Source organism: Citrobacter sp. Cpo090 (genome assembly GCF_030332665.1).
Lineage (GTDB): Bacteria > Pseudomonadota > Gammaproteobacteria > Enterobacterales > Enterobacteriaceae > Citrobacter > Citrobacter portucalensis.
This window is the reverse complement of record NZ_JAOWHK010000025.1, coordinates 1,401,884-1,421,093: the sequence shown is the minus strand read 5'-3', so window position 1 is coordinate 1,421,093 and position 19,210 is coordinate 1,401,884. Positions and strand designations below refer to the sequence as shown.

General features: G+C 54.2%; 19 protein-coding genes. 5 read left to right on the top strand and 14 right to left on the bottom strand.

The window, feature by feature from the left end; genetic code table 11:
* Nucleotides 1–20: 20 nt before the first annotated feature.
* The 8 genes from tcuB to ybfF form a co-directional block, all read right to left on the bottom strand.
* Nucleotides 21–1,160, bottom strand: coding sequence for a tricarballylate utilization 4Fe-4S protein TcuB (gene tcuB / locus OGY83_RS09585; RefSeq protein ID WP_286635763.1), 1,140 nt, complete (start codon nucleotides 1,158–1,160; stop codon nucleotides 21–23).
* Nucleotides 1,147–2,550: an FAD-dependent tricarballylate dehydrogenase TcuA gene (tcuA, locus tag OGY83_RS09580; protein ID WP_286635762.1), complete on the bottom strand. Its 1,404-nt coding sequence runs from the start codon at nucleotides 2,548–2,550 to the stop codon at nucleotides 1,147–1,149. The genes tcuB and tcuA overlap by 14 nt, the downstream gene beginning before the upstream one ends.
* Before the next feature lie 97 nt (nucleotides 2,551–2,647).
* Entirely contained in the window at nucleotides 2,648–3,574 is a 927-nt protein-coding gene (gene tcuR / locus OGY83_RS09575) for a tricarballylate utilization LysR family transcriptional regulator TcuR (RefSeq protein ID WP_286635761.1), read from the bottom strand.
* Between the two features lie 128 nt (nucleotides 3,575–3,702).
* Complete coding sequence (fur, locus tag OGY83_RS09570; protein ID WP_003022836.1) at nucleotides 3,703–4,149, bottom strand: ferric iron uptake transcriptional regulator; 447 nt, start codon at nucleotides 4,147–4,149, stop codon at nucleotides 3,703–3,705.
* Nucleotides 4,142–4,228: a ryhB-regulated fur leader peptide gene (locus tag OGY83_RS09565; RefSeq protein ID WP_100247215.1), complete on the bottom strand. Its 87-nt coding sequence runs from the start codon at nucleotides 4,226–4,228 to the stop codon at nucleotides 4,142–4,144. The genes fur and OGY83_RS09565 overlap by 8 nt, the downstream gene beginning before the upstream one ends.
* A 210-nt stretch (nucleotides 4,229–4,438) precedes the next feature.
* Nucleotides 4,439–4,969, bottom strand: a complete 531-nt coding sequence (gene fldA / locus OGY83_RS09560) for a flavodoxin FldA (protein WP_003022839.1) — start codon at nucleotides 4,967–4,969, stop codon at nucleotides 4,439–4,441.
* A 155-nt stretch (nucleotides 4,970–5,124) separates the two neighbouring features.
* Complete coding sequence (ybfE, locus tag OGY83_RS09555) at nucleotides 5,125–5,412, bottom strand: LexA regulated protein (protein ID WP_003022842.1); 288 nt, start codon at nucleotides 5,410–5,412, stop codon at nucleotides 5,125–5,127.
* Nucleotides 5,413–5,540: 128 nt separating this feature from the next.
* Nucleotides 5,541–6,314, bottom strand: coding sequence for an esterase (gene ybfF / locus OGY83_RS09550; protein ID WP_191233941.1), 774 nt, complete (start codon nucleotides 6,312–6,314; stop codon nucleotides 5,541–5,543).
* A gap of 194 nt (nucleotides 6,315–6,508) precedes the next feature.
* Between ybfF and seqA the strand changes: the two genes are divergently transcribed.
* Nucleotides 6,509–7,051: a replication initiation negative regulator SeqA gene (gene seqA, locus OGY83_RS09545; RefSeq protein WP_003022848.1), complete on the top strand. Its 543-nt coding sequence runs from the start codon at nucleotides 6,509–6,511 to the stop codon at nucleotides 7,049–7,051.
* Nucleotides 7,052–7,075: 24 nt separating this feature from the next.
* On the top strand, nucleotides 7,076–8,716 hold the full coding sequence (gene pgm, locus OGY83_RS09540) for a phosphoglucomutase (alpha-D-glucose-1,6-bisphosphate-dependent) (protein WP_016152262.1): 1,641 nt from the start codon (nucleotides 7,076–7,078) through the stop codon (nucleotides 8,714–8,716).
* Between the two features lie 100 nt (nucleotides 8,717–8,816).
* Here pgm and kdpE read toward each other — a convergent pair whose 3' ends face one another.
* From kdpE to kdpF, 6 genes are read right to left on the bottom strand one after another with little or no spacing between them, the layout of a single operon-like run.
* Nucleotides 8,817–9,494, bottom strand: coding sequence for a two-component system response regulator KdpE (gene kdpE, locus OGY83_RS09535; RefSeq protein ID WP_286635760.1), 678 nt, complete (start codon nucleotides 9,492–9,494; stop codon nucleotides 8,817–8,819).
* Complete coding sequence (gene kdpD, locus OGY83_RS09530) at nucleotides 9,491–12,175, bottom strand: two-component system sensor histidine kinase KdpD (protein ID WP_286635759.1); 2,685 nt, start codon at nucleotides 12,173–12,175, stop codon at nucleotides 9,491–9,493. Before kdpD ends, kdpE begins: the two co-directional genes overlap by 4 nt.
* Nucleotides 12,176–12,185: 10 nt before the next feature.
* Nucleotides 12,186–12,752, bottom strand: a complete 567-nt coding sequence (gene kdpC / locus OGY83_RS09525; RefSeq protein WP_286635758.1) for a potassium-transporting ATPase subunit KdpC — start codon at nucleotides 12,750–12,752, stop codon at nucleotides 12,186–12,188.
* An 8-nt stretch (nucleotides 12,753–12,760) separates the two neighbouring features.
* A complete protein-coding gene (gene kdpB / locus OGY83_RS09520; RefSeq protein ID WP_286635757.1) occupies nucleotides 12,761–14,809 on the bottom strand; it encodes a potassium-transporting ATPase subunit KdpB in 2,049 nt (682 codons plus the stop codon).
* 20 nt (nucleotides 14,810–14,829) lie between these two features.
* Nucleotides 14,830–16,509 carry a potassium-transporting ATPase subunit KdpA gene (gene kdpA / locus OGY83_RS09515; RefSeq protein ID WP_286635756.1) on the bottom strand — a complete coding sequence of 560 codons (1,680 nt, stop codon included), beginning with the start codon at nucleotides 16,507–16,509 and terminating at the stop codon, nucleotides 14,830–14,832.
* On the bottom strand, nucleotides 16,509–16,598 hold the full coding sequence (gene kdpF / locus OGY83_RS09510) for a K(+)-transporting ATPase subunit F (protein WP_001670793.1): 90 nt from the start codon (nucleotides 16,596–16,598) through the stop codon (nucleotides 16,509–16,511). The genes kdpA and kdpF overlap by 1 nt, the downstream gene beginning before the upstream one ends.
* Nucleotides 16,599–16,906: 308 nt before the next feature.
* Between kdpF and OGY83_RS09505 the strand changes: the two genes are divergently transcribed.
* The 3 genes from OGY83_RS09505 (at nucleotide 16,907) to phrB (ending at nucleotide 19,202) form a co-directional block, all read left to right on the top strand.
* Nucleotides 16,907–17,113: a YbfA family protein gene (locus tag OGY83_RS09505; protein WP_003022870.1), complete on the top strand. Its 207-nt coding sequence runs from the start codon at nucleotides 16,907–16,909 to the stop codon at nucleotides 17,111–17,113.
* A 97-nt stretch (nucleotides 17,114–17,210) separates the two neighbouring features.
* Complete coding sequence (locus OGY83_RS09500) at nucleotides 17,211–17,765, top strand: DUF1722 domain-containing protein (RefSeq protein ID WP_286635755.1); 555 nt, start codon at nucleotides 17,211–17,213, stop codon at nucleotides 17,763–17,765.
* 18 nt (nucleotides 17,766–17,783) lie between these two features.
* A complete protein-coding gene (gene phrB / locus OGY83_RS09495) occupies nucleotides 17,784–19,202 on the top strand; it encodes a deoxyribodipyrimidine photo-lyase (RefSeq protein ID WP_286635754.1) in 1,419 nt (472 codons plus the stop codon).
* The last annotated feature ends 8 nt before the right edge of the window (nucleotides 19,203–19,210 follow it).

The following is a 19,210-nucleotide window of genomic DNA, read 5'->3' as shown; positions in this document are numbered from 1 at the left end:
TAGAGGTAAGAGTTTGCGGGTTAGTTGCCTGTGACCCCCGCCTGTTTGCCGCGCCGTTTCTCAATCGCCCACTTGAGTAAGGCCGCGCAGCGGTAAAATCCATGGGCAAATTTTCCGTAAGGAATGGTCAGAAAGAGCGCCATGACCACGCCGAGGTGAATGGCGAGTAAAATAGCCATCCAGGACGAGTCTCTTCCTGCCAGCAGGGCTAAACCGGTCAGACTGGTCAGCAGCAGCAGCAAAATAAAACCGCGATCCATCGGTTTTTGCCGTGCGTCGCCATGTAGCGGTGAGCGCTTGAGATTGAGCCATAGCAAGCCAGCCGGGCCCACAACCAGGCCAATGCCTCCCAACGTGCCCAGCATGACCGGAACGCTGAAGAACGGATAGGGTGCTTCTATGCCGGCAAAGTAGTGATAGCCCGTTGCCACCACGGTGGCGGCAAAGCAGAGCAGAAAACCGTAGAAGGTGAAGTGATGGAAACGGCGGCGCATCAGGGTGAAAGCATCATCTGCTTCGTTACAACCTTTGCCGTGCCCACCATCGAGATACTTCAGCGTCAACGCATCGTGTGAAGCTTGAGCAATTTCGACGGAACGTGGCATACCGGGAGAGATCTCGCGCCAGAAGCGGATAACGCCCGCCATCAGCAAACCTATCGCCAGAATAAATACCGAACCAAACATCCAGGCCAGCAGGTTATGCGGGAAAATTTGGTAGAAATCTCCGGCCAGCGGTGGATGGAGTAACGAGCCTGTTAAGCCTATGGCGAGGAGTAAAAACAGGATCAGACCGAAAACCAGCGCCAGCGTTACGGTAACGCCTGCACGACGATAAAGCGCGCCAAAGACGGCAGGTTGCGCGTAGTGCTGATAGGTTTCAAGCCGGACTTCCGCCATCGCCTTCGGCACGTTGATGGCAAACTCATGAGGCGGGGCATACTGACAGGCGTGCAGGCAGGCACCGCAGTTATGGCACAAGTTCGCCAGATAATTGATATCCGCTTTACCGAATTCCAGGCGCTGTGTCATGGCCGGGAACACGGCACAAAATCCTTCACAATAGCGACAGGCGTTGCAGACCTGCATCACGCGTTCAACTTCCGCTTCCGGTTCGGTGATAATTTGTGCTTCGATGATCAGTTTCTCAAGCGGCTTCATGACGAGTCTCCTTACGTGCGGCCAGCGCGGCCTCTTTTCCGGCAATACGACCAAAGGTTGTGCCGATTGACATGCCCACGCCTGCGGTGTAGCCCTTGCCCAGCACGTTGCCCGCCATCATCTCTCCGGCGACGAACAAGTTGCGGCTTGGCTGCCCGGCAAAGTGTACGGCAGCGCGCTCATTCACTTTTAACCCGAGATAGGTGAAGGTGATCCCTGGCCGCAGGGCATAGCCGTAGTAAGGCGGCTGGTCCAACGGTCGCGCCCAGTGTGTCTTCGCGGGGGTTAACGCTTTTGTCGTGCAGTTATCCAGAACCGTATGGTCGAACTGACCTGGCTGGCAGGCGTTGTTGTATTCCGTTACGGTGTGGGTAAAGCGTTCGCCATTCAGCCCCAACTGATGAGCTAGTTCAGCCAGTGTATTGGCCTGTGCGCCGGGAAAAACGGGGGGCATGAAGTGGCCGATGGCCTTACTGTCGATGATGGAGTAGCCAATCTGTCCCGGCTGCTGGGCGACCAGACGTCCCCAGATGGCGTAGCGCTTAGGCCAGAAATCTTCGCCTTCATCATAGAAACGCTCAGCGTCACGGTTGACGACTATGCCGAGCGAAACGCAGTCCACGCGGGTACAAATCCCGCCGTCATATAATGGCGCTCTGGCGTCAATGGCTACGCAGTGTGACTGGGAGGGTTCGCCGATGATGTCCGCCCCTGCATCCATCATAAATTTGAGCAATACGCCCTGATTAAAACGCGTGCCGCGAATCAGAAAGTTATCCGCAGGCCACTCGCCGCGGGCATTTTCCCCCCAGGCTTCGCGCAACCACTCCCGGTTAGATTCGAATCCGCCAGCAGCAAGCACGCAGGATTTCGCTGTGATACGCTCTTTGCCTGCCAGCGCCGCCACGAACTCGCCGTTGTGCAGTTCAAGCGCCTGCACCGGTGTGTTATAGCGGATTTGCACGCCCAGCTTTTCTGCGCTGCGATAATAGGCATTGACGAGAGCTTTACCGCCACCCATAAAAAAAGCGTTGGTTCGCGCCACGTGTAGAGCGCCAGAGAGTGGGGGCTGAAAATTGACGCCGTGCTGGCGCATCCAGTCGCGACACTGTGATGAGGTACGGATCACCAGACGCGCCAGGGCTTCGTTGGTATTTCCTTCTGTTACGCGCTGCAGGTCTTGCCAGAACTCCTCTTCCGGATAGCTTTCCACCAGCACATCCTGCGGTGCGTCATGCATACAGCGCAGATTACGCGTGTGTTGGGAATTTCCCCCACGCCATTCCCGGGGAGCCGCTTCGAGTAGTAAAACGGAAGCGCCTTGCTCCCGGGCGGTAAGGGCAGCGCATAAGGCAGCATTGCCACCGCCAATCACCAGAACATCAACCATCGTATACTCCATTACCATTTAACTAATTGTTAAATTTGTAATTGAAATGTATACGCACGGCTTGTGCGGGCGCTATGACGTAGCGCTAAAGTGGGCTTTAGTTATTGTAAAGGATGGCGCCTGGCCAGCTTCCTGCTTCTACCAGTTGATGCATCACTTTCGTCAGCACCACGCGGGCAGCGAGGCCCGCCGGGGTGAGCTCATCGTCAGAGAGGCTCACCAGAAAGTTGGGGCGGCTAAGTATCGGATTATGGACGCCGATCACTCTTAGCGTCTCTTTATCAAGATGGGAAATCGCCGCTCCGGGTTGAAGAGTGGCGCCAATGCCACTGCGCACGGCGCGCATCAGCAGCGCCAGGCCATCAATTTCTGTAGCGATCTCAATGTTCAGCGCGTGTTCATGGCAAATTGCGTCCAGCCTGCCGCGCAGACCGTGGCCTGGGCTTGGCATTATCAATGGAATACTCGCCAACTGGGCAGGAGCAATATTGTCATCGGCAATACCAGCCAGTAGGGCGTGGGTCCCAATCAAAAACAGCCGTTCTTCGAGAATCGGTCTGGCACTCCAGCGCAGGATCTTTTCTTTTTGAAACACCACAGCCAGATCAATCTGGCGGGTATTAATCATCCGTTCCAGATTACCAGAGAGACTTTCCACCACGTGCAGGCGAACATCGCTATAGCTTTCCCGCATGGCGTGAATAAAAGGCATACCGAGAACGGAAGCGGTACTGGGTGCCATGCCGACGCTGACGTGTCCGGAAAGCCGGGACTCTCGTGCAGCGAGGATCGCATCGTCTGCGTGACGGAGCGCCAGCTGTGCCTGGGAGTAAAAAGCCAGTCCGGCGCTGGTAGGCGTCACGCCTCGCGAAGTGCGCTGCAGCAGGCGAATAGCGAGTTCGTTTTCAAGACGCGACATTTGCTGGCTGAGTGCCGAAACCCCGATATTGAGATCGAGCGCCGCGCTACCCATGCTGCCGGTTTCTACAATGCGCACAAAATAGCGTAGTTGGCGAAGTTCCATTTCGATTCTCCGGAAGGGGCAATTGATTTTTACATTAAAGCAACACAGGAACAGAGGGAAGGGGAAAAGGGCAGGTAACGCCCATAAAAAAAGCCAACCGGAGGGTTGGCTTTTCAGAAAGCATTACATTATTTGCCGTCGTGGGCGTGCTCATCTTCGCGGCAATCGCCTTCGGCGCAGTGACCGTAAAGATAGAGACTGTGGTTGGTTAAACGAATACCATGTTTAGCCGCAATCTCACGTTGGCGGGCTTCGATGGAATCATCGCTGAACTCGACCACTTTGCCGCAGTCAAGGCAGATGAGGTGATCGTGATGATGCTGTTGAGTCAGTTCGAAGACGGATTTACCACCTTCAAAATTATGGCGGGTCACGATACCGGCATCATCAAACTGGTTCAGCACGCGATACACGGTCGCCAGACCAATTTCTTCACCCATATCGATCAGGCGTTTGTATAAGTCTTCCGCACTGACGTGATGGTTATCCGGTTCCTGAAGAACTTCCAGAATTTTTAAACGAGGAAGCGTTACTTTCAGGCCAGCCTTCTTTAATGCGGTATTGTTGTCAGTCATGCGGAATCTGTCCTGTAGCTAAACGATTCACTTCATTAACAGAAGTGACAGAAATTGCACTTGAGATAATGCGTATCATTATAGAACTGCCATGGCTAAATGAAAACTGCAAGTCTCTGGCATATATTGTTAATCAAAACGTGGTATCGCCGACAAACACACTGTGCAACACCCGATTGGCATCCAGCCATTGTACAGGGTCAGACGAAAAAGTTACAAATTTGTAGCAATTATTTTGATTGGTTTTATCTATTGATGCGGCGCAGATGGAAATCTGCGCCGCACGAAATCAGGCATTAATGATTTCGTCGAGGTGCAGCTCTTCAGAGATCTGCTTAACCCATTTTTCTACGCGTTCTGCGGTCAGTTCAGGCTGGCGATCTTCATCGATAGCCAGACCGACAAAGTGGTCGTCGTCAGCCAGGCCTTTGGACGCTTCAAAGTGATAACCCGCCGTCGGCCAGTGACCAACGATAGTTGCGCCGCGCGGTTCGATGATGTCGCGAATGGTTCCTAATGCATCGCAGAAATATTCTGCGTAATCTTCCTGGTCGCCACAGCCGAACAATGCAACCAGTTTGCCGTTAAAATCAATATCTTCGAGGGTAGGGAAGAAGTCGTCCCAGTCACACTGCGCTTCACCGTAGTACCAGGTTGGGATGCCTAGCAGCAGAATGTCATAACCTTCGAGGTCTTCTTTGCTGCTTTTTGCAATGTCATGAACATCGGCAACGTCTTTACCAAGCTGTTTTTGAATCATTTTTGCGATGTTTTCGGTATTACCGGTGTCGCTGCCGAAAAAGATGCCAGTGATTGCCATGAGTTAAATAACCTCTTGAAACTTATTGAAATGGTGGTGGCGCATTGCCCACGGATAAGGGCAATCATAGCAGAACAGTCAGGCATGCGGAAACAGCAAACACGCAGGACTGCACTCTGTGCTACACGATTTATGATTTAGAGCAGAAATTCAGACTATGCCTGACCGCGCAATGCGCTGAGTTGATTCATCAGCATTTCTTCGATGAGTTCACTGCGACTCATGTTGCGTGCCTCGGCCAGCTCGTTCAGAGCATCAACGGCATCAGCGTTCAGTTTCAGTTCGACACGCTTAAGCCCGCGAACTTTATCGCGTTTAAGCTGATTACGTTTGTTAATACGTAACTGTTCATCACGCGAGAGCGGATTGGTTTTGGGTCGTCCCGGGCGACGCTCCTGCGCGAACAGATCTAATGTCGTACGGTCCGTTTGTTCTTTGGCCATGATCTTGGTGACTTCGGGGAAACAATCAGCCAGGCGTCTGCCCGGATGGATAGCGCGCCATAATACATCAGCAGGGGAGGCACGCCAACGCCCACGCGCGTAATCGCGCGCAGACGCTGAGTTTTTAATCAGTTAGCCTGTTCGTTCAGATAACGACGGATGGCACGCAGCACCGCCTCCGGTTTTTCCGCATGTACCCAATGCCCCGCGCCAGCAATAACATGCGCCCGAGCCTGCGGGAATTGCGCCAGCAGCTGTTCGCGATACGCTTCGGTAACATACGGTGAGTTGCCGCCTGGGATAAACAACGCCGGGTGCTCCCACGCAGGAATGGTTTCCCAACCGACGATATGAGGATATTGATCCCACAGCACGGGAACATTAAAACGCCACTCGCCGTCAACGAAAGATTTCAGCAGAAACTGGATTACGCCTTCTTCTTGCAGATGTTGACGCATGACGCTGGCCGCCTGCTGACGCGAAGTGGCCTGGGCATCGGTTACGGCATTAATAGCGGTAAAGATCGCATCGTGACGGCGAACATGATAGTCGACCGGCGCAATATCAATAGCCACAAGTCGATCGATACGATCAGGGGCCAGCGCGGTTAACGCCATGACGGCTTTTCCACCCATAGAGTGACCAATAAAGGTCGCCTTCTCTATTTGCTGATCGTCCAGCGTATCCAGCAAATCTTGCGCCATGGCCGGATAATTCATCTCAGGGGAGCGAGGGGAGAGGCCATGATTTCGCATATCGACCTGGATGATATCGTGATCGACCACCAGATCGCGCGCCAGGATCCCCAGGTTATCCAGACTGCCAAACAGGCCGTGAACCAGGACGATGGGAGAATTATTGTGCAGGTTTTGCGCAGATTGCGCTCGGATATTCAATTTCATGGCAAAGTTCTTTTTTTCACACTCACGGGTTAGGGTATCATGTTGACCATTCTGCCACATGGCTGCAACAACTACGGTTACTCTGAGTTTTGCTGGCCACCAGGCTTGACGCTATCCGCTGTTGGGATTTGCCTTTACACTACGTGTGTTTACCCCGACAACTTGTATTCAGCTAAACACTGCACTGGATTAAGATGAAAACGATTGAAGTTGATGATGAACTCTATAGCTATATTGCCAGCCACACCAAGCATATTGGCGAGAGCGCATCCGACATTTTACGGCGTATGTTGAAATTTTCCGCCGCATCACAGCCTGTCACTCCGATAGTCAAAGAAGTCCGCGCTGTGCAACCTGTCGTGGAAGCCAAGCCGGTTAACCCCGTAAAAGATAAAGTGCGCGCGATGCGTGAACTGCTCCTGTCCGACGAATACGCGGAACAGAAGAAAGCAGTAAATCGCTTTATGCTGGTGCTGTCTACACTCTATTCACTGGATCAAAACGCGTTTGCCGAAGCAACGGAATCGTTGCATGGCCGTACGCGCGTTTATTTTGCAGCGGATGAACAGACGCTGCTGAAAAATGGTAATCAAACCAAACCGAAACACGTGCCAGGCACGCCGTACTGGGTGATCACCAACACCAATACCGGCCGTAAATGCAGCATGGTTGAACACATCATGCAGTCAATGCAATTCCCCGCGGAATTGATTGAAAAGGTTTGCGGAACAATTTAATCCTTGCATTAGAAGGACCAGGCAATGGCAATCCACAACCGCGCAGGTCAACCTGCGCAACAGAGTGATTTGATTAACGTCGCCCAACTGACGGCACAGTACTACGTACTGAAACCAACGGCAGGGAACGCTGAGCACGCCGTTAAGTTCGGTACGTCCGGACATCGCGGCAGTGCAGGTCGTCATAGTTTTAACGAGCCGCATATTCTGGCTATCGCTCAGGCGATTGCTGAAGAACGTGCGAAAAACGGGATTACTGGCCCGTGCTATGTGGGCAAGGATACCCACGCGCTGTCTGAACCGGCTTTTATCTCTGTACTGGAAGTGCTGGCGGCGAACGGCGTTGACGTCATCGTGCAGGAAAATAACGGCTTTACGCCAACCCCTGCGGTGTCGAATGCTATCCTGGTCCACAACAAAAAAGGCGGCCCGCTGGCTGATGGCATTGTGATCACGCCGTCCCACAACCCGCCGGAAGATGGCGGCATTAAATACAACCCGCCAAACGGTGGTCCGGCCGATACCAACGTCACCAAAGTGGTGGAAGACAGAGCCAACGCGCTACTGGCTGATGGTCTGCAAGGCGTGAAGCGCATGTCGCTGGACGCGGCGCTGGCATCTGGTCATGTAAAAGAGCAGGATCTGGTTCAGCCGTTTGTTGAAGGACTGGCTGACATCGTCGACATGGCGGCGATCCAGAAAGCGGGTCTGACGCTGGGTGTCGATCCGCTGGGCGGTTCCGGTATCGAATACTGGAAGCGTATTGCTAAGCACTACAACCTGAACCTGACTATCGTTAACGATCACGTTGATCAGACTTTCCGTTTCATGCATCTCGACAAAGATGGCGCAATCCGCATGGACTGCTCCTCCGAGTGCGCGATGGCGGGCCTGCTGGCGCTGCGCGACAAGTTCGATCTGGCCTTTGCCAACGACCCAGACTACGACCGTCACGGTATCGTGACCCCGGCTGGGCTAATGAATCCGAACCACTATCTGGCGGTGGCGATCAACTACCTGTTCCAGCATCGCCCGCAGTGGGGCAAAGACGTTGCCGTCGGTAAGACGCTGGTGTCCTCGGCGATGATTGACCGTGTGGTGAATGATTTAGGGCGTAAACTGGTCGAAGTGCCGGTTGGCTTTAAATGGTTTGTTGACGGTCTGTTCGACGGCAGCTTTGGCTTTGGTGGTGAAGAGAGCGCGGGGGCATCTTTCCTGCGTTTCGACGGTACACCGTGGTCAACCGACAAAGACGGCATCATCATGTGCCTGCTGGCGGCAGAAATTACCGCAGTGACCGGTAAGAATCCGCAGGAGCACTACAACGAACTGGCTGCCCGCTTTGGTGCGCCGAGCTACAACCGCCTGCAGGCAAGCGCGACCTCCGCGCAGAAAGCGGCGCTGTCTAAGCTGTCTCCGGAAATGGTGAGCGCCAGTACGCTGGCGGGCGATCCGATCACCGCACGTCTGACGGCGGCGCCGGGTAACGGTGCTTCTATCGGCGGTCTGAAAGTAATGACTGACAACGGCTGGTTTGCCGCGCGTCCGTCAGGTACGGAAGACGCTTACAAAATCTACTGCGAGAGCTTCCTCGGTGAAGAACATCGCAAGCAGATCGAAAAAGAAGCGGTTGAGATCGTCAGCGAAGTGCTGAAGAACGCGTAAACCGTAGGCCGGATAAGACGCTAGCGTCGCTATCCGGCATGAATAATGAAAAAGCCGGACAGCTAATATGCTGATCCGGCTTTTTTTATTCGGCTTAGATTCACGGCATAAACCGATAACCAATCCCGGTTTCGGTCAGAAAATGACGCGGACGTGCCGGATCCAGTTCCAGCTTCTGGCGCAAATGTCCCATGTAAATTCGCAGATAGTGGCTGTGTTCGACGGCGTTTGGCCCCCAAACCTGATTTAACAACTGGCGTTGCGTCAGTACCTTTCCGGCATTATTTAGCAGTACTGCTAACAGGCGAAACTCAATCGGCGTCAGATGAATCTCTTCATCACCACGATGTACGAGCCGGGCGGCGATATCTACTTTTACGTTGGAAAAATGCACCACCGGTTCGGGAGAGGCACCGCTGGCGTGGCGACGCAATGCCACACGCAATCGCGCCTGTAGCTCGCCTATACCAAAGGGTTTACTGAGATAGTCATCGGCACCGGCATCCAGGGCGGCGATTTTATCGCTTTCTTCGCTGCGGGCTGAGAGCACAATTACCGGTATCGCGCTCCATTGTCGCAGGTCACGAATAAAATCAATGCCGTCACCGTCCGGCAGACCGAGATCGAGAATGATGAGATCGGGTTTTCGCGTGGCGGCGTCCAGCAGACCACGTTGCAGCGTTTCCGCTTCATATACACGCAGACCATCGGCTTCCAGCGCGGTGCGCAGAAAGCGGCGGATAGCCTGTTCATCTTCAACAATCAGTACGTTCGTCACATATCCTCATGAAAATCTTCAAGTTCAGGGGGGATTTCCTGGGGCAGTGTAACACGGAAACATGCTCCTCCCTGTGCGCGATTGTGGACGGAAATTGTACCGCCGTGCACGTCCACAATGGCCTGACAGATTGCCAGCCCCAGCCCAACCCCCGGCACAGATGACTCTTTGTTTCCCCGGGAAAACTTGTCAAAAACTCGCTGCTCCATACCCGATGGAATGCCGGGGCCATTATCCCAGACGTCCAGTTGCAGGAGCTCGCCATCGACGCTGGCATCAATACCGATTTGCGCCTGTGGACCTGCGTATTTAACGGCGTTTTCCAGCAGATTAATCAGCACCCGTTCAAAGAGCGGGCCATCGACGTGGATCAGCGTCAACGGTGATGGTAGCGACAAATTAATAGGAGCAGAGAGTCCTGGCTCCAGCATCTGCAGGGCGCTGCCGACCACCTCTTCCAGCGTTAACCACTCTTTCTTAAGATTAAAGCCTCCAGACTGAATTCGCGCCATATCCAGCAGGTTATTAACCAGTCGGGTCGTATTCAGGACGTGCTGGCGAATCTCACTGGCCTGGCGCGCGTGCGGCGATCCTTCGCTGGCCAGATCCAGCGTTAAAATCTCTGCCTGACCGAACAACACCGTCAGCGGCGTGCGTAAATCGTGGGAAAGGGCGGCGAGCAGGGCGTTGCGAATGCTTTCACGCTCGCTGGCAAACCGGGCCTGCTCTTCACTGGCGGTCAGCGTCAAACGCTCCAGCGCACTGGCGACCAGTAAAGTGAAGGTTTCCAGCAGGCGTTGCTGTTCGGGGATCATTAGCTGGCGTAAATTTCCCGGTTCCACCACCAGCAGCCCATGCGTTTTATCAGCGCTTTTTAGCGGTAGAATTTGATACGGCACACCCGGTAACGTGTCAGTACCTGCGCCAGCCGGTTGCCCTTTATCAAAGCTCCATTGGGCGATGGCATCATCCCACGGCGTCATGCCCTGTTGATGGGTGAGAGGGGCCAGCTTACCGTTCTCACCGGGCAGTAAAACCTGGCTGCGGGCCTGAAACGTTGAGGCAATAAACTGTTCGCTGGTGGCGGCGATATCCTGTTGACTCCGTCCGACGGCCAGCGCTTTCGACATTTCATACAAATGGCGCGTACGCTGTTCACGATAACGGGCAACTCGCGCCTGATAACGCACTCCAGCGGTCAGATTACCAATAACCAGACCTACCGTTAGCATCACGGCGAAGGTGAGCAGGTACTGGACGTCGGAAACGGCTAGCGTACCGCGTGGGGCAATAAAGAAGAGATCGAAGCTGGCGACGTTAATAAAAGTTGCCAGCACTGAAGGCCAGCGTCCGTAAAAGAGGGCGATAACTACCACACCCAATAAATAGATCATCACCAGGTTGGCGGCGTCAAAGGCCATCAACCACTGCATGGCAATTAACGTAATAATGGCGCACAGCGCGACGGCAACCACACAACCCTGAATTTGTACCCGCCATTTATCCTTAAAGGTACGGTTATCTGCGGTTTGTAGCACAGGGCGCGGAGGTGGCTCATCGAGCGCAACAATCATCAGGTCGAGATCCGGTGCGCGATGGGCCAGTTTGTCAGCAAAGGAATCACTGCGCCACCAGCGTCGTGTAGTCGGACGTCCGAGGACAATTTTTCCCAGATTATGCTCACGGGCGTAGCGGATTACCGCTTTGTCTTCAGCGGGATCGGAAAGGGTGGCGGTTTCTGCACCCAGCTCCTGGGCTAACCGCAGAGCGCTTAAAATTGCGCGGCGCTGTTTTTCGGGCAGTCGGTGCAGCGCTGGCGTTTCGACATACACCGCGTGCCATACGCTGCCGAGGCGCGCTGCCAGACGCGCGGCGGCACGCACCAGCTTTTCGCTGCCGGTGTTGTGTCCAATACACAGCAAAATGGCATCGCGGGTATGCCAGACTTTCTCCTCTCCCGGACGTCCACGCCAGGCACGCATCTGATCGTCAACCCGATCGGCCGTGCGGCGCAGGGCCAGCTCACGTAGCGCGATCAAGTTCCCTTTGCGAAAGAAATGCTCGATGGCTCTTTCCGCCTGACCGGCGATATAGACCTTGCCTTCGTTCAGGCGTTGGCGCAAATCGTCGGGGGGAAGATCGACCAGCACCACATCGTCGGCGGCATCGAAAAAAGGATCGGGCACGGTTTCGCGCACCTGAATGCCGGTAACGCCGCTGACCACATCATTGAGGCTTTCCAGATGCTGTACGTTGACGGTAGTAAAAACGTCAATACCGGCTTCCAGCAGTTCTTCAATGTCTTGCCAACGCTTAGGGTGGCGTGAGCCAGGCGCATTACTGTGCGCCAGTTCATCCATCAAAATGAGCGCCGGACGGCGGGCCAGCGCCGCGTCGAGATCGAACTCGCTGATATGACGACCATGGCGCGCCTGTCGCTTTAGCGGCAGGATGCTGAGACCGTCCAGCAGCGCGGCGGTCTCTTTACGTCCGTGGGTTTCCACCACGCCAATCAGCACATCTAACCCCTGCGCCCGCAGCCGCTGGGCCTCTGCCAGCATGGCCCAGGTTTTACCGACGCCTGCACACGCGCCGAAGAAAATTTTCAGTTTTCCCCGGTGCGGGGCTGTGGTCTGCTCCAGCAGGCGATCGGGGTCGGGGCGTAAGGGTTCGTTATGCATGTCCTTTTTCTCAGTGCTTATCCAGCGCTAAATTAAGTTCCACCAGGTTCACCACCGGCTGGCCGATAAAACTGACCAACGGCTTTTGCGTGTATTGTGCAACCAGGCGCGTGACCTCTTCAACGCTGAGGTTGCGAGCCTGCGCCACGCGGGGGATTTGCCAGGCCACCGCGGCGGGTGTCAGGTTGTTGTCCAACCCGCTGGAAGACGCCGTTACCAGCTCTACCGGAACGGCAGGACTTGCCTGCGGGTTGGCGGCACGTAGCGCGGCAATTCGGCTTTGCAGCAGTTTATCCAGTTCCGGGTTGCTGACTGCCAGATTGCTGCCGCCTGAAGCCATTAGATTATAGGGCATTTCTGCTGTAGCTGACGGGCGTCCCTGAAAATAACCAGCCGCGGTAAAATGTTGCCCAATGAGCGCAGAGCCGCGAACGACCTGACCTTCACGCAGAAGCGAGCCGTTAGCCTGATGGGGAAACCACCATTGCCCCAGCGCGGTGGTCAACAACGGGTAAGCTCCGCCGGTGATAAGCATCAGGAAAATCAATGTTGATAATGCAGGACGTAATCCACTCATCTGAAACCTCACACCAGACCCAGCAGGGTCAGCAGTAAATCAATTGCTTTGATACCGATAAACGGCACAACCAGACCACCCAGACCATAGATCCACAAATTGCGGCGCAGCATCGCGGACGCGGATAACGGTTTGTAGCTCACGCCTTTAAGCGCCAGTGGGATCAGAAAGACGATAACCAGTGCGTTAAAGATAACCGCACTGAGGATCGCCGAGTCCGGCGAATGCAGCCCCATCACGTTAAGCGCATTGAGCTGCGGATAGGTGGCGGCAAACGCGGCCGGGATAATGGCGAAATACTTCGCCACGTCGTTGGCTATACTGAAGGTGGTCAGCGAGCCGCGCGTCATCAGCATCTGTTTACCAATGTGCACCACTTCAATCAGTTTGGTGGGATTAGAGTCAAGATCCACCATGTTGCCTGCTTCCTTCGCCGCCTGGGTTCCGGAGTTCATGGCGACCGCCACGTCGGCTTGCGCCAGCGCCGGGGCGTCATTGGTTCCGTCGCCGGTCATCGCCACCAGACGACCTTCCGCCTGATACTGACGAATCAGCGCCAGCTTGGCTTCCGGCGTGGCTTCAGCTAAGAAGTCATCTACTCCGGCTTCAGCGGCGATCGCGGCGGCGGTCAAACGGTTGTCGCCGGTGATCATTACCGTTTTGATCCCCATTTTGCGCAGTTGGGCAAAACGTTCTTTGATCCCGCCTTTTACAATATCTTTCAGGGCAATCACGCCCAGCACGCGGGAGCCTTCGGCAACAACCAGCGGCGTAGCGCCAAGGCGTGCGACGTTTTCAACCTTCTGCTCCACGTCGGCAGGGAAGTGGCCGCCGTTGGCTTCGACGTGACGACGAATAGCATCGACCGACCCTTTGCGGATCATACGGTTGTCGATGTTAATACCGCTCATCCGACTTTGAGCGGTAAATGGCACAAAGGTGGCGTGCAGCGATTGTACGTCGCGAATACGCAGATTAAATCGCTGTTTAGCCAGAATCACGATGCTGCGGCCTTCCGGGGTTTCATCGGCCAGCGATGAAAGTTGCGCGGCGTCGGCCAGCGTTTTTTCGTCCACGCCCAGAGCGGGCAGAAAATCCGAAGCCTGGCGGTTACCCAGCGTAATGGTGCCAGTTTTGTCCAGTAGCAGTACGTCCACGTCACCCGCCGCTTCAACTGCACGTCCGCTGGTGGCGATAACGTTCGCGCCCAGCATGCGGCTCATCCCAGCGACGCCAATTGCGGAGAGCAACCCGCCGATGGTGGTGGGGATCAGACACACCAGCAGGGCAACCAGCACCGTGACACTGACCGCGCTACCGCCCCAGGCGGAGAACGGCCACAGCGTGGCAGTCGCCAGTAGAAAGACGATGGTCAGGGCTATCAACAGGATCGTCAGGGCGATCTCATTGGGCGTTTTACGCCGCTGTGCACCTTCAACCATGGCGATCATCCGGTCGAGGAACGTTTCACCAGGGTTTACGCTGCATTCGATCACCAGCCAGTCGGAGAGGATACGAGTCCCGCCGGTGACGGAGGCAAAATCACCACCGGATTCACGAATGACAGGCGCGGATTCACCGGTAATGGCGCTTTCATCTACCGATGCGCCACCTTCGATGACCTCGCCGTCACACGGGATAATATCGCCAGCTTCCACCAGCACGATATCCCCTTTACGTAAATCATCGGCGGGAACGTGATCCATAGCCGCGCCGTATTTTGGCTCGCGAAGTTTGCGGGCAAAGGCGGTTTTTTTAACGCCTTTCAGACTGTTAGCCTGAGCTTTACTACGTCCTTCTGCCAGCGCTTCGGCAAAGTTGGCGAACAGAACGGTAATCCACAGCCACAGACTTATCGCGCCGGTAAACCACGGATTGCCTTGCATATGGCCTGCTGCCATTGCCACCGTTAACAGGGTTGTCAGCAGACTACCCAGCCAGACGATAAACATCACCGGATTGCGCCACTGGGTATGTGGGCTTAATTTTTTCACGGCGTCCATCAGCGCCTGTGCGACCAGAGAGGGTTCGAACAGCGCCAGTTGCTTGCGACTCATAGTCATGTGCTCCGCATCACTCAGTGTAATGACAGGTATTCTGCGACCGGGCCAAGCGCCAGGGCAGGAACAAAGGTGAGGGCGCCAACCAGTAACACCGTACCGATTAACAACCCGACAAACAGTGCACCGTGGGTAGGCAGTGTGCCAGGACTTGCTGGTTGGATCTTTTTACTGACCAGCGATCCGGCAATTGCCATCACGGGAATGATCACGCCGAAGCGGCCTAAGAACATGCACAGGGCCAGCAGACAGTTCCAGAACGGGCTGTTGGCACTTAATCCGGCGAAGGCGCTGCCGTTGTTGTTCGCGGCAGACGATACGGCGTACAACACCTCACTAAAACCATGTGGACCAGGATTCAGCATGGCGCTGCGCCCGGCATCGCTCATCATCGCTATCGTCGTACCGAGCAGCACCAGCGCAGGGGTGACCAGAATCGCCAGCGCGGTCATTTTCATTTCGCGCACGTCTATTTTCTTACCCAGATATTCAGGCGTGCGACCAATCATCAGGCCCGCGATAAACACCGCCAACAACACGAACAGCAGCATGCCGTACAGACCCGAACCGACACCACCGAAGACCACTTCGCCAATCTGCATTAGCCACATCGGCACCATCCCGCCCAGCGCGGTGAAGGAGTCATGCATCGCATCGACAGCGCCGCAGGATGCGGCTGTCGTCACGACGGAAAACAGACTCGTGGCCAGCACGCCAAAGCGGCTTTCTTTGCCTTCCATATTGATATTGCTGTCTGCACCAAATGCCATCAGGTGCGGGTTGCCTTGAACTTCAGCCCACATCACCACGGCTACGCAGACTACAAATATCAGCGACATGGCCCACAGCAGGGTCCGCCCCTGGCGACGATCGCCCACCACGTCACCAAAGGCAAAACACAGTGCGGTGGGAATCAAAAAGATCGCCAGCATCTGTACCAGGTTGGTCAGCGCAGTCGGGTTTTCAAACGGATGTGATGAGTTAGCGTTAAAGAAACCGCCCCCGTTAGTACCAAGCATTTTAATCGCTTCTTGTGAGGCGACGGGCCCCATCGGCAGCAGTTGTTTCACTCCTTCAAGGGTAGTAATGGGCTGATAGGGCAACACGTTTTGCAGCACACCTTGCTGAATGAAGAACAACGCAATAAGCAATGCAATGGGGAGCAGGATCCACAGCGTAATGCGAACCAGATCGACCCAGGCGTTACCCAGCGTGTTCATACTCTGGCGAGTAAAGGCACGGGCCAGGGCAAAAATCACCGCAATCCCGGTTGCCGCTGACAGGAAGTTCTGCACGGTCAGCCCGACCATCTGGCTGAAGTAGCTTAAGGTGGTTTCACCAGCATAGGATTGCCAGTTGGTATTAGTGACAAAACTCACCGCTGTGTTGAGTGCCAGATCCCACGACAGCCCTGGTAACTGTTGCGGATTTAGCGGCAGCAGGTTTTGTGCCATCAGCATTGAAAACAGGACCAGCAAACCCAGCACATTAAGTGCGAGGATCGCCAACAGATACTGCCGCCAGTTCATCTCTTGCTGCGAGATGCCCAGACCGCGCCAGAGCAAACTCTCCACGCCAGCCAGGCCCGGCAGGGACGTATTATTGATCAGCCGAGCCAAGCCAAAACCCAGCGGTCTGGCGATGACAAACAACACCAGCAAGAAGCAGGCAATGAGTAAAAATCCTTGGGCCGCCATCAGAACGCCTCCGCATTAATCAGGGCATACACCAGATAACCTAATAATAAAAAGACCAGCACAATGCCGGTTATCACGCCTGCACTCACGGTGCACCTCCAGTGGCATAAATGTGATAACCAGAGCGTAGATTTTTGCTTGCAAAGATTTCGCAAAAATCAGTGGGTAGGGTGTAAAAAAAGTATAAAAATGGCAAAGACCATTATTTAACTAATGATTAGTATTAATTTAACTTTTATGTAACTTAATTACGGTTTTTAGCTAAACGGAGCATCAATAGATAAAAATAAGTGGTCGGATGAGTAGCAAAATTACACACAAGGCGGTATTATTTTCATCAGTTAACCAAGTTTATTTTTCCGGTGCGATTCACCGAACAGATATATGGGAGAGGATTATGGACTTTTATAAAGAATATCCAGCACACATTGTTTTCTTGCGCCGTACCTTTGCCGTTGTGGCGGGCGTGCTGGCGCTGCCGGTCATGTTGTTCTGGAAAGACCGCGCCCGTTTTTACAGCTATCTGCACCGCGTCTGGTCCAAAACCAGTGATAAACCGGTGTGGATGGAGCAGGCTGAAAAAGCCACCTGCGACTTCTATTAAGTTGTCGTTTTTGCTCAAGAAAACCGCTAACAGCAATGTGGCGGTTTTTTTATACGCCGCCGTCTACACTTATCTGAGTAATGGATAAGGAGTGGCGATGAGCACGAGAATTCCTGTTGGTATCCGCACCTGTCTGACCACAGAAGCGAGTGAGGCACCTCAGTTCGACGAAAATACATTAATACGTATTTATGCTTTGCACGAATTGCACCGTATGCGTCAGCGAAGATTAACGCGGGGCGCATTAATTGACTATCATACCCGCTACAAACTGGTACTACTGGCGCATTCCCAGCCAGAGTATCGGGAGCTTGGCCCCTTCGTTGCCGCAATCCACGAATGGCAAAATCTCGATGCCTTTTTTATCGAGTATCGCCTACGCTTGACCCATCTGTTATTAAATCCTGCTACCCGGCGTAACCATACCAATGTATTGATGCACGTACAGGGCTATTTCCGCAATCAGCTCGATCTGCGTCAACGTCAGGAACTGACCTCGATAATCGATAACTATCGACGCGAGGCGCAGCCGCTACTTGCACCCTTAATGCTCCTCAAACACTATATGGCTGAGCACCCGAACACCTGGTTGTCCGGGCAACGTTATTTTGAACTCTGGCCTGCGATTTGGCGTTTACAGGGCAATGATTAATTTTTATCAGGGAGTGTTATGACCACGCATCTGGTCTGGTTTCGGCGTGATTTACGTCTGCATGACAATCTCGCGCTGGCGGCGGCTTGTCGGGATCGTTCTGCACATGTACTCGCGCTCTATATCTCCACGCCTGAACAGTGGAAGGCGCATGATATGGCCCCACGTCAGGCGGCATTGGTTAACGCGCAGTTGAACGCGTTACAAACGGCGCTGGCAGAAAAGGGCATCCCGCTTCTGTTTCATGAAGTTGCTGATTTTGCGACCAGCGTGGAAACCGTCATAAACGTCTGCGTAAAACATGGCGTCAGTCGATTATTTTATAACTATCAATATGAAATAAACGAACGCCAGCGTGATGCTGCCGTCGAAAAGTCATTACCTCAGGTGGTGTGCGAAGGGTTTGACGACAGCGTGATCTTGCCTCCGGGGGCGGTCATGACCGGTAATCATGAGATGTATAAAGTCTTTACGCCGTTTAAAAATGCCTGGCTGAAGCGGATAAAAGACGGGATCCCAGAATGTGTCAGTGCACCGAAGGTAAGAGAAAGTGGTGCTCTTGACTCTCCATTAACATCCATCGCGCTGAGCTACCCGCAGCAAGATTTTGATACGCAGCTGTTTCCGGTAGAAGAAAAATTGACCATCGCGCAATTACGCCATTTTTGCCAGCAGGCCGCCGGAGAGTATGAGCAGTTGCGTGACTTTCCGGCGATTGACGGAACCAGTCGATTATCCGCGAGCCTGACGACAGGAGGGCTATCACCGCGCCAGTGCCTGAATCGACTTCTCGCTGAGCAACCGCAGGCACTTGAGGGCGGGACGGGCAGCGTCTGGCTGAACGAGCTTATCTGGCGTGAATTTTATCGTCATCTGATGACTTACCATCCGGCGCTGTGTCGGTATCAACCTTTTATTCGCTGGACCGATCGCGTGCAATGGCAGAATAATCCGACGCATTTGCAGGCCTGGAAAACGGGGAGTACGGGTTACCCAATTGTGGATGCGGCCATGCGTCAGCTCAACGCCACGGGCTGGATGCATAATCGTTTACGCATGATTACCGCCAGTTTTTTAGTGAAAGACCTGCTGATAGACTGGCGTAAAGGCGAACAATATTTCATGTCGCAACTGATCGATGGCGACCTGGCGGCTAATAACGGCGGCTGGCAGTGGGCCGCCTCAACCGGAACCGACGCCGCACCGTATTTCCGTATCTTTAACCCCACGACGCAGGGCGAAAAATTCGACCGTGACGGTGAGTTTATCCGCCAGTGGGTGCCGGAACTGCGCGACGTGCCGGGTAAAGCCATTCATGACCCGTGGACGTGGGCTGAAAAAGCGCAGGTAACACTAAGTTATCCTCGCCCGATTGTGGAGCATAAACAGGCAAGGCTGGCGACGCTGGCGGCATATGAGGCAGCACGTAAGGGATAAGCTCGCAG